8 protein-coding genes and 2 pseudogenes are annotated in these 9,642 nt (G+C 69.8%); 6 read left to right on the top strand and 4 right to left on the bottom strand.

Features of this window, described 5'->3' with window-relative positions; translation table 11 throughout:
* Nucleotides 1-116: 116 nt before the first annotated feature.
* Together RV983_RS37520 and RV983_RS37525 are read right to left on the bottom strand one after the other, a co-directional pair.
* A complete protein-coding gene (locus RV983_RS37520) occupies nucleotides 117-1,235 on the bottom strand; it encodes a fatty acid desaturase family protein (RefSeq protein WP_475983723.1) in 1,119 nt (372 codons plus the stop codon).
* 7 nt (nucleotides 1,236-1,242) lie between these two features.
* Entirely contained in the window at nucleotides 1,243-2,298 is a 1,056-nt protein-coding gene (locus RV983_RS37525) for a ferredoxin reductase (protein ID WP_475990172.1), read from the bottom strand.
* A gap of 86 nt (nucleotides 2,299-2,384) precedes the next feature.
* Between RV983_RS37525 and RV983_RS37530 the strand changes: the two genes are divergently transcribed.
* On the top strand, nucleotides 2,385-3,524 hold the full coding sequence (locus RV983_RS37530) for a PucR family transcriptional regulator (protein ID WP_475990173.1): 1,140 nt from the start codon (nucleotides 2,385-2,387) through the stop codon (nucleotides 3,522-3,524).
* Nucleotides 3,525-4,276: 752 nt separating this feature from the next.
* On the top strand, nucleotides 4,277-4,972 hold the full coding sequence (locus RV983_RS37535; RefSeq protein ID WP_475990174.1) for an alpha/beta hydrolase: 696 nt from the start codon (nucleotides 4,277-4,279) through the stop codon (nucleotides 4,970-4,972).
* A gap of 396 nt (nucleotides 4,973-5,368) precedes the next feature.
* Here the strand turns inward: RV983_RS37535 and RV983_RS37540 are convergent, their stop codons facing one another.
* Both RV983_RS37540 and RV983_RS37545 read right to left on the bottom strand, forming a co-directional pair.
* Nucleotides 5,369-6,010 carry a hypothetical protein gene (locus RV983_RS37540; RefSeq protein WP_475990175.1) on the bottom strand — a complete coding sequence of 214 codons (642 nt, stop codon included), beginning with the start codon at nucleotides 6,008-6,010 and terminating at the stop codon, nucleotides 5,369-5,371.
* A 1,130-nt stretch (nucleotides 6,011-7,140) separates the two neighbouring features.
* The gene (locus RV983_RS37545; RefSeq protein WP_475990176.1) at nucleotides 7,141-7,311 is read right to left on the bottom strand and encodes a hydrophobic protein; all 171 of its coding nucleotides are present in this window, start codon (nucleotides 7,309-7,311) and stop codon (nucleotides 7,141-7,143) included.
* A 785-nt stretch (nucleotides 7,312-8,096) separates the two neighbouring features.
* Here RV983_RS37545 and RV983_RS37550 point away from each other — a divergent pair.
* The 4 genes and pseudogenes from RV983_RS37550 to RV983_RS37565 form a co-directional block, all read left to right on the top strand.
* Nucleotides 8,097-8,543: pseudogene (locus RV983_RS37550) on the top strand (transposase); the annotation flags it as partial.
* A pseudogene (locus RV983_RS37555) lies at nucleotides 8,540-8,716 on the top strand (transposase); the annotation flags it as partial. The pseudogenes RV983_RS37550 and RV983_RS37555, both read left to right, overlap by 4 nt.
* A gap of 199 nt (nucleotides 8,717-8,915) precedes the next feature.
* Nucleotides 8,916-9,257 carry a hypothetical protein gene (locus RV983_RS37560; RefSeq protein WP_475990591.1) on the top strand — a complete coding sequence of 114 codons (342 nt, stop codon included), beginning with the start codon at nucleotides 8,916-8,918 and terminating at the stop codon, nucleotides 9,255-9,257.
* A complete protein-coding gene (locus RV983_RS37565; protein ID WP_475990177.1) occupies nucleotides 9,257-9,379 on the top strand; it encodes a hypothetical protein in 123 nt (40 codons plus the stop codon). The genes RV983_RS37560 and RV983_RS37565 overlap by 1 nt, the downstream gene beginning before the upstream one ends.
* Nucleotides 9,380-9,642: the final 263 nt, after the last annotated feature.

Below are 9,642 nucleotides of genomic sequence, written 5' to 3' on the forward strand. Positions count from 1 at the left end.
GCCCGGATCCCGTGTTGTACGGTCTGATGTCGCGGTCGCCCACCGTCCGCAGCGGATCTCACCGAACCCGGCGGTGCCGCCGGTAGGGCCGGAAGATCTGAACCGATACCGGGAATTCAGGCCGCGACGAGCTCCTGCTCGCGGTCCGGCGTCGTGACCTTGGGCTTCTTGTTCGGCAGCGAGAGCCGGAAGACCTTGTGCCACGCGGAGAACACCTGCTTGGGCAGCGGCCCGGTGACGTACTCCAGCTCGTACTTCTCGAACAGTGCGCGCACCTTCACCGCGACCTCGGCGTAGCGGTTGCTCGGCAGGTCCGGGAACAGGTGGTGCTCGATCTGGTGCGACAGGTTGCCGGTCATGAAGTGCATGGCCCTGCTGCCGCTGATGTTCGCCGAGCCCATCATCTGGCGCAGGTACCACTGGCCGCGCGTCTCGCCCTTGATCGACCGGCGCTCGAAGACCTGCACGCCCTCGGGGAAGTGCCCGCACATGATCACCGAGTGGGACCAGATGTTGCGGACCACGTTCGCGGTGAACGTGGCGGCGAGTGTGGTGAGGAACGACGGGCCCGACAGCAGAGGGTGGATCACGTAGTCCTTGAGCACCTGCTTGCGGATCTTGCGGCCCACGGCCTTGGCCCGCGCGCGGAACTCCGGGTTCCTGCGGCGGCGCTTGTGCAGATTCTTGCCGAGCTCCAGGTCGTACGCTGCGATGCCGTACTCGAAGAAGCAGGCGTTGATGAAGTTCCACAGCGGCTGGCCGAGGTGGAACGGGTGCCACTTCTGGTCCTCGTCGACGCGCATGATGCCGTAGCCGAGGTCGTTGTCCTTGCCGATCACGTTGGTGTACGTGTGGTGCAGCTCGTTGTGCGAGTGCTTCCACTGCTCGGACGGCGAGACGTGATCCCACTCCCAGGTGGTGGAGTGAATCTTCGGGTCTCGCATCCAGTCCCACTGGCCGTGCAGGACGTTGTGGCCGATCTCCATGTTGTCCATGATCTTCGCCACGGACAGACCGGCGGTGCCGAGCAGCCACGCGGGCGGGAAGATCGAGAACAGCAGCACGCCTCTGCTGACCAGCTCGAGCTTGCGCTGCGCCGAGATGACCTTGCGGATGTAGGCGGCGTCTTTCTCGCCGCGGCCGGCGATCACCTCGTCGCGGATCGCGTCCAGCTCGCGGCCGAGCTCCTCGATCTGCTCCGCGGTCAGGTGGGCGGTGGGGTCGATGGTGGTCAAGGTGCTCCTACCGTTCGATGTCGCAGGGGCCCGCCGCGGCGGACACGCAGGTCTGGATGAGGACGCCCGGCTCGGCCTCGGTGATCTCGCCGGTGCGCAGGTCGCGGACGGCGCCCGCCTTGAGCGGCGTGATGCAGCCGAAGCAGATGCCCATGCGGCACCCGGAGGGCATGAGCACGCCGGCCTCCTCACCGACGTCCAGCAACGGCGTGGCGCCGTCCGCGTCGACGGTCTTGCCGGTGGCGCTGAACGTGACCTCGCCGCCGTCGCCGGCGACGACGATGCTGGGGCGGAAGCGTTCGGTGTGCAGGCGCTCTTGCACGCCGTGCTGGCTCCAGTGCTGTTCGGCGGCGTCGAGCAGGCCCGCGGGCCCGCAAGCCCAGGTCTCGCGCTCGGCCCAGTCGGGCACGAGTTCGTCGAGACGGGCGATGTCGAGCATGCCGTCGGTGTCGGTGTGGACCTCGGTGAGCCGCAGCTTCTTGTCCGCGACCAGGTCGTGCAGTTCGTTGCGGAAGATCACGTCTTGCGGCTGTGGCGCGCAGTGGACCATGACGACGTCGTCGAACTCGATGTCGCGCAGCATGCCCATCACGGGCGTGATGCCGCTGCCGGCCGTCAGGTAGAGCACCTTGGCGGGCTTGGCCTGCGGCAGCACGAAGTCACCGGTCGGCTGGTCGAGCTGGATCAGCGTGCCCGGTTTCGCCCTGCGGACCAGGTGGTTGCTGACCTTGCCGTCCGGGATCGCCTTCACGGTGATCGTGACGCGGCCGTCCTGGCGGTGTGTCGGCGAGGTGATGGAGTAGGCACGCCACAGGCGCACCCCGTCGACGTCGACCCCGATCCGCACGTACTGACCGGCTGTGTGGCCGCGCCAGCCCCGTCCCGGCCTGATCACGATAGTCGCGGCGTCACCCGTCTCGGGGTGCACGGCCTCGATGCGCCCACGCAGGTCAGCGCCCGCACGCAGCGGGCTGACCAGGTCGAGGTAGTCCGACGGCAGCAGCGGCGTCGTGACCGTCTCCAGCAGTTTCCACGCCCTGCTGCGGAGGGCTGCACTCGTCATGACTCCAGCTTGCTGCGCCTCAAGGCGTAAAGTCCTGACCGCAGGACGTGAATCTGGTCGGCTGAATTGTTCGCAGGGAACAAAACGTGAGCCATGCAATCCGGAGGGCCAGCGAACTGGCCCTCAATGAGACGACGGTCACCGCGCTTCGGGCCGCGCTGAAGACCACCGCCGACGAGGTCGTCCAGGCGATCATCGACGAGGTCCCTTCCTACGCCAACGCCCTTTCGGGCCACATGGGCGCCACCATCCGCCGAGCCGTCCGTACCGCCCTGGGGCACTACCTGGACCTCGCGAGCGGGAACGCCACAGGCGGCGACGCCGGTGACGCAGCCTACGAGCTGGGCCGCGGCGAGGTGCGCGACGGCCGTTCGATGGACGCCCTGCTCAGCGCCTACCGCGTCGGCGCCCGCGTGGCCTGGCGATGCCTGGCAGCCGGTGCCGTACCCGCGGGTCTGCCCGCCGCCGAGGTCGCCAAGTTCGCCGAGCTGACCTTCGCCTACATCGACGAGCTCTCCGCCGCGAGCGCCGCGGGCCACGCCGACGAACTGGCTGCCCGGGGAAGGGCCCACGAGCGCCAGCTGGAACACCTGGCCCGCGACCTCCTCGCCGGCGCGAGCCCGGACGTGCTGCTGGCCTCTGTTCAACGGGCCGGGTGGCAGCCTCCGGTTTCGCTGACCGCGGTCCTGCTGCCCGCCGCCCAGGTCCGGCCGGCCTACCGCGCGCTCGACCCGAGCACCCTGGTCCTCGACGATCTGCCGGATGCCACCGGTGTGTTGCTCGTCCCCGATGCCGACCGGTCACATCTCTTGCGGCAGCTGACCGACCGCACCGCCGTGGTCGGCCCGGTCCGGCCATGGACCCGTGCGTCCGCCTCGTATGCACGAGCCGTCCGCGCGCGCTCCCTCTCCTTTGATATTCGCGACACCGAGGACCACCTGCCCGAGCTGGTGCTGAGCGCTGACGTGGACGCGTTCGCAGACCTGCGTACCCGAGCCCTCGCACCGTTGCGGACCTTGCCTGTCGCGACTGCACGGCGGCTGGAGGAGACGTTGCGGGCCTGGCTGCTGCACCAGGGCAGGCGGGACGAGGTGGCGGCGGCGTTGTTCGTCCATCCCCAGACAGTCCGGTACCGGATGTCGCAGCTGCGGGAGCTGTTTCCGGATCTCGCATCGCCACACCGGGTCCTTGAACTGACGCTGGCGGTCGGTCTTCGGGTCAGCTGACCGTCCACGGCCGCGTCCGCGAGCGGTCCGGGAATCGTGCCCCTCGTTCTCGGTGCCGTCAGCCGGCTCATGCGGCCCGGGGGAAGAGCGGTATGAGCCAGCCGGGACCGGGGGGTGATGTGAAGACCGGACAAGGCCTCGGGAAGCCCGTCGGGGGCGCTGCCTCTGACAAGCGCGGTGGCGGATACGGGGCCGCTGCCGGTGCAGCCCAACTCCCCGACCTCGTGCAGGAGGTGCGTGACAGGGACGGCCGGAGCGTCGGACCGGCTCCGGCGCAGGCGGCCGCGGTAGGGGTCGACCGGGGTGGGCCGGTAGCCCGACGCTGCCGCCGCGATGAGCGTCGTGGCGGCAGCCACCCCGACCGGCTGCCTTCGGGCGGCCAGGGCGCGGGCCACGTTCCCCAGGCCGATAATGCTGACGCTGCTCGTGGAGTTCCTCGTGCTCACCGTGCAGCTCGGCGTGCGAGGCGGCAACCTCCAAGGCGCACCCATCGAGGCTGTCGATGCCCGGGAGTCGCCGCCGGGGCAGGCCTGGCCGGGATCTGGCTGGCGGCACGCGCCCGGCGGAAACTCTTGCCGAGGGATCACCCGCGCCATTCGCGAGCCATGGAGAACTTTCTCTCACGGCCGGGCGGTTGTGGCCGAGCCGTATAGATCACGGGTGATATCTATCATGTGGACGGTGCGATACGCGGGCTTACATGATGAGTCCGCACGCCGTGCACGACACACACCCTGCTCTATGAGGTTCGAATGACCCTGCCGTCGCTGTTGCTGGTGCCCGGAGCGTGGCACAAACCCGAGCATCTGCAAGTCCTCATCGATGACCTGCCCGACATCGATGTCCACACCGTGGCTCTCACCTCGTGCGGCGACGATCCCAAAACACTGGGCGACATGTACTGCGACGCGGCCGCCGTCAAGGCCGCGGTCGAGGCGATCGACGGGCCCGTGGTCGTCGTCGCGCACTCTTACGGCGGCATCCCCGCCACCCAGGCGCTCGTCGGGACGCCCAACGTCAAGAGAATCGTTTACCTCGCGGCGTTCCAGCTCGACGCCGGAGAGTCCCTGCTGTCGAGTGTGGGCGGCAACCCCGCTCCCTGGTGGGAATTCCACCGGCAGGAGGGCGTCGGTGACTTCCTGACCGTCGCGGGCCCGGTCGACGTCTTCTACGGCGACGTGGACGGGAGCGTCGCCGAGAAGGCGGCAGCAGCTTTGGGTTACCAGTCCTACGCCGCCACGATCCAGGCGCTGACCGCGGCCGCCTGGCAGACGATTCCAAGCACCTACATCATCTGCGAAGCAGACAAGGCCATCCCGCCCTTCGCCCAGGAACTCTTCGCGAAGCGCGCCGACAGGACGCTGCGGCTGAACAGTTCGCACTCGCCCTTCCTCTCCCAGCCCTCCGCACTGGCTCAGCTCATCAGGGGCGAACTCAGTCTGCCGTGAGCCGCGCGTACCGCCCGCCGGCCGCGTCCACCGCGGCCGGCGGGCCCCCGACGGCTTCCCCACCGCTTCGCGGGGTGCCGCCCGTTGGGGGAGCAGGAGACGCAATCTCATGACCTGGTCCATCACGGACACGCCCGAAGTATTTCGATCCGAGGCGGGGGCATTCGTCGCGCCCCGTCCCGACCCGCACACCATGCTGCTGTCCGGGGGAGGAGGCGGCGGTTGCCGCTGAAGCCGCGTGCAGGGCCGGCGGCCGGCTCGTCGGCTTCGGCACTTGGCCGGCAAGCCCCGGGTGTACGTGGGCAGGCCTGCGTCCACCGCAGGCTTGCCCACGTCGCGCGCAGCCGGTCGACCTTGTGGTGGGCCGGCTGCACGACTGTGGGGACTGCCGTCCTATCAGAAGGGCTGGAGGCGGGTTTTGACGCCGTCGGCTTCGAAGTCGTAGACGTTGCGGTTGATGCGGAGGCCGTCGACGGCGCCGGTCCACATGTTGTCGCGGCCCTTGCCGACGGCGACGGTGAGGATGGTCGGCGGTGCGATGCCGCCGGTGAAGGAGGCCTTCAGCTGGGTGAAGTTGCAGGGGGTGGCCTGGGTGCAGGAGGTCTCGTTGCCGGTGAGGAACCAGGTGCCCGTCGTGGTGGCGTCCAGGTACGGGCTCCAGCGGTCCACCACCGCGACGGCGGGCGGGGTCCACACCATGGTGGAGTAGTTGTCGCCGGTGGTCATGTTCGGGTCGATCTCGAACCGGATGTTCGGCATGTTGGCCGGACCGCCGTAGCCGACGTTCTCGCCGGTCTGGAAGACGTGGAAGCCGACCTTGGTCAGGCTGAGCACCGGGTTGCCGTAGAAGTCGCGCTCGTTGCCGAAGTCGACCTTCTCGCTGGGCGGGGTCAGCGTGGTGGAGTTGTTCGCGACCTCGATGCCCAGGCTGCCGGTGCCGTAGGGCGGCCGGGCGGCGGATGCCGGTACGCCGAAGGAGCCGACCGGACCGTTCCGCAGTACGGCGACGGGGGAGCCGATCGTGTTACGGGTGATCACGCCCCAGTTGTCCGCGAAGAGATCTCTTTCGTCTGCGAGAGCAGAGGCCGATCCCAAGACCGTCGACGCCGCTGTCGCGGCCAGGGCTGTGACCGCGCGCGCCTTGCCTCGGCGCACACCAAATCGAGCGTTCACTGATGTTCCTTTCACGGGGAGGCCGACCTTCGGCCTTTGGCACATGCCAGGCGCATAGCACTCCGGCACATACGCACGGTCACCGTAGGTGCCACTCAGTCACCACGCCTGTCGGGGCACTCATCAGAGGGACCCCTGCCACCAGCACTGATGGCACCGGGGTGTGCCGCGCTCGCCGTGGGCGGAGAAGCCGGGCGTCGCGGCGGCGGTGAGGAAACCCCGGCCCCTGGCCGCACGCCCCGGGTCGTCAGGCAGTGCGGCTTCTGCCACGGGACGGTGTCGGCGCAGCGTCGCGTTTGCGGGGCGATCAAAACAGCACCCGAACAGCACGGGGCCCCGGCCGCTGTCGGCCGCGGCCCCGTGCTGGAGGGGCGCGTGTCTCGTGCAGTTCAACGGCCGGCCGCAGCCGGTGTCCCGCCCAGCGGGTGCTCAGCCCGCTCACGAGGAACCCGGCCCGGCCCGGCCCGGTGTGGTGCGGTCTGCCGGCGCATGGCGAGTCAGGCGGTCGTGCCGCTGGGCTTTGGTGGGCGTGGGCGTGTGCGGGTGGAGGGGGCGGGTAGCCGGTCAAGACGTGGCGCTGCCGCGAGTCCGTCGTGGTGGTGATTCCCTGGCGTCACGTGAACGCGGCCCCGTCCGCTGTGGAGGTGGACGGAGCCGCGCTCTTCCCATGTTCCCTCCGGGATGGCCGGTACACACGTTCGGTGTGATCCAGGCCGGGCAGGTTCCACTACCGCGTGCTGGATCGACCGCGCTGGATCGACCGTGCTGGAGGGAGCGGGGATCGGGGCGGTAGGGACGTGCGGGGGTGCCGAGCCTGGCGCCCTGCCGTCGCGTGTGGCGGCTCGCCGGGGAGGCCGCGCTGGTTCCAGGGGCGCGATGCCGGCGAGCCGCTTGTGTTCTCGTCTACCCCGCATGGGGCGAGGGACGTGCGAAGGGTGGGGTTCGCGGCCCTGTCGGCAGCGCGAACCCCACCCTTGACTGGGGGGTGTGTCAGTTCACCACCGGTACCAGCGGCGGCGTCCGCCGCCGCCTTCGGCGCCGCGGAAGACGAAACCGAGTACCCACAACACCAGCACGATGATGGCGATCCACCACAGTGCCTTCAGGGCGAACCCGGCACCGAACAGGACCAGGGCGAGCAGCAGGACAAGCAGCAAAGGAACCATGTCGTCAACCTCCTGACTACGCGTCTGCCCCGCCCTGCGGTCACTACGCGTGATCTGTTGGGCCGCAGGGCGACGGGAACCCGAAAAGCACACTGCATGCCGCCGGGCATCGGGTCCGGCTCATTGAACGGGCACCACCGAGCCGGCCGCCACCGCAGCCGCTCTCCCCAGTCCCTGCATCCGGCAACAGCTGCCGTGCAGCAACAGTTGCGCTGCGGCGACAATCACCACCTGGCGAAAGGCGCTGCCGACATGGGTCGCAGTGCTCCGGGGCCGGGGAGCCCATGACAAGCCCGGCCCGGCCGGCGTGCCCGGTGCTGTTGCCGGCGCCCGTCGGTATCCGCCGCCGATCCCCGGCCAACCTCCCTACCTGCTGCGGGCGTTGACCACGAACCAGCTTTGCCGGACCTTGCCGGCCGTGCGTCAACTGCGCCTCGGCGCCGGGCGGATGGCGCTCTCCCTGAGTCTGCCGCCCGCTCAACGGCCTCGGCCCCCGTCGCTTTGCCGCGGCGGGGGCCGATCCAATGGCGCGAGTGCCTGGCGGGTTCCGGACCGTGGCCCTCGGGCTCGCACCCCCATCCTGCCCGGCCTCGATGACAGGCGCGCGCAGAGGACGCTCAATGGGGGACGGGGCGTCCGGCACGGCCCAGCGTGGAGGGCCAGGGGCCGCGCCGTACCTCTTTGGGGCGACCCTGCCCCGAAGGCGCCGAAGCTGCCGACACGCAGGCAGGGCCGCTCTTCCAGCATGCGCCCGCTGTGGCCCGGGTCATCCGCGGCCAGGTGGAATGCCGAGTGATCGTGTGCCGCCGACGGAGCCGGGGGGCGCAGCATCCGCATGGACGGCGAGATCCTCGGTGTCGCCTACTGTGCCGGCTCCGGGGCGGGAGCATCCCGTGCAGTATCCCGTTCACCATGGCGTGCACCCGGTCCGCTCCCGCGACAACGCCTGCGGTATCACCTGCGCCAGCGTCTGCGGCGCTGTCCTTAAAGGAGTGGCTGACGACGGTGGCCGGCGAGCGGTTGTGCCGCAAGCTGCCCTGGCGGCCGCGCGGACCCGCCTGTTCGAACTTCTGGAAGAGCCGTCGGGACCGGAACGGGCTCCGCGTGTCCTCGGCGTGGACGAGTTCGCCTTCCGCCGCGGCCGCCGGTACGGCACCATCCTGGTCGACGTCGAGACCGGCAGGGTCGTGGACGTCCTGCCCGGCCGCATCTCCGAGACCTTCGCGGCCTGGCTGACCTCTCACCCGGGGGCGGAGATGGCTGCCGCGACCGCGCCAGCGCCTACACCAAGGCCGTCAAGGAAGCCGCACCCGAAGCCCTGGAGGTCGCAGATCGCCGGCACCTGCTACAGAACCTGTCCGCGGCGGTTGAGGAGACCTGCCACCAGCACCGCTCCTGCCTGCGCAAACGCCTCGACGACGAAGCACCGACCGCGGTCGAGGGCCCGCCGGAGCCCGTCTTGGTCGACCTGCCGCCACCCGCGCTGCCGAAGACAGCGATGGTCGAGCGCACCCGCCACCGGCACATCGACGTGCACCGGTTGCTGGACCAGGGGCTGGACGATCAGCGCGATCGCCCGCCACCTGGGCCTGGACCGCAAGACCGTGCGCAAGTTCAAGACCACCGACCTGGACCTACTGCTCGCCTCCGCCCGAGACCGCCGCCCCGACGGTGTACTCGAGCCGTTCAAGCCCTACGTCAACTCCCGCTTTGCCGCCGGGTGCACGAGCCGAACCCGGCTGTTCCGCGAGATCACCGAACGCGGCAACCAAGGCAGTGTCCAGGTCGTCCGCAAGCACCTCGCCGCACTGCGGACCGGCACCGCCGAACCGGCCCCCGCCGCCGCCCCGCCCCGCCCGCGCAAGATCACCTCATGGATCATGCGCGATCGCATTCAGCTCAGCGCTGACGAGGTCGAGCAACTCGACCGGACAAGCTGCATCTGATGGCGCCGGGCAAGACGTGGGGCATGGTGTACGACCGTCGCGGAACCTCGGCGGCGTACGTCAAGGTCGAGAACTGGGGGTACGCCAAGATCACGTACCAGTCGTCCACGTCCTGTCCGTAGATCCAGCAGCGCGCCGTCTCAAGGGCGCGGCTGCCACGACCTGGCGCGGGTCCCTCGCGCCGGAGACGAGTCGCCGACCTGCCCCATGACCAACGGGACTCGCCCCTGTGCCGACGGTCCCTTTTGATGCTGAGGCAGCCAGGCCACCGGCTCGCGACTGCCTGAGCAGCAGGAACCTGCGTCCCGGCACCGTACGGCGCCGGGACGCCAGGCCAGTCGGTGCCAGCCCGGCTTCCGGCGGCGTGCCGGCCGAATCGGGGTGA

The sequence above is a fragment of the Streptomyces sp. RLA123 genome (genome assembly GCF_056270165.1).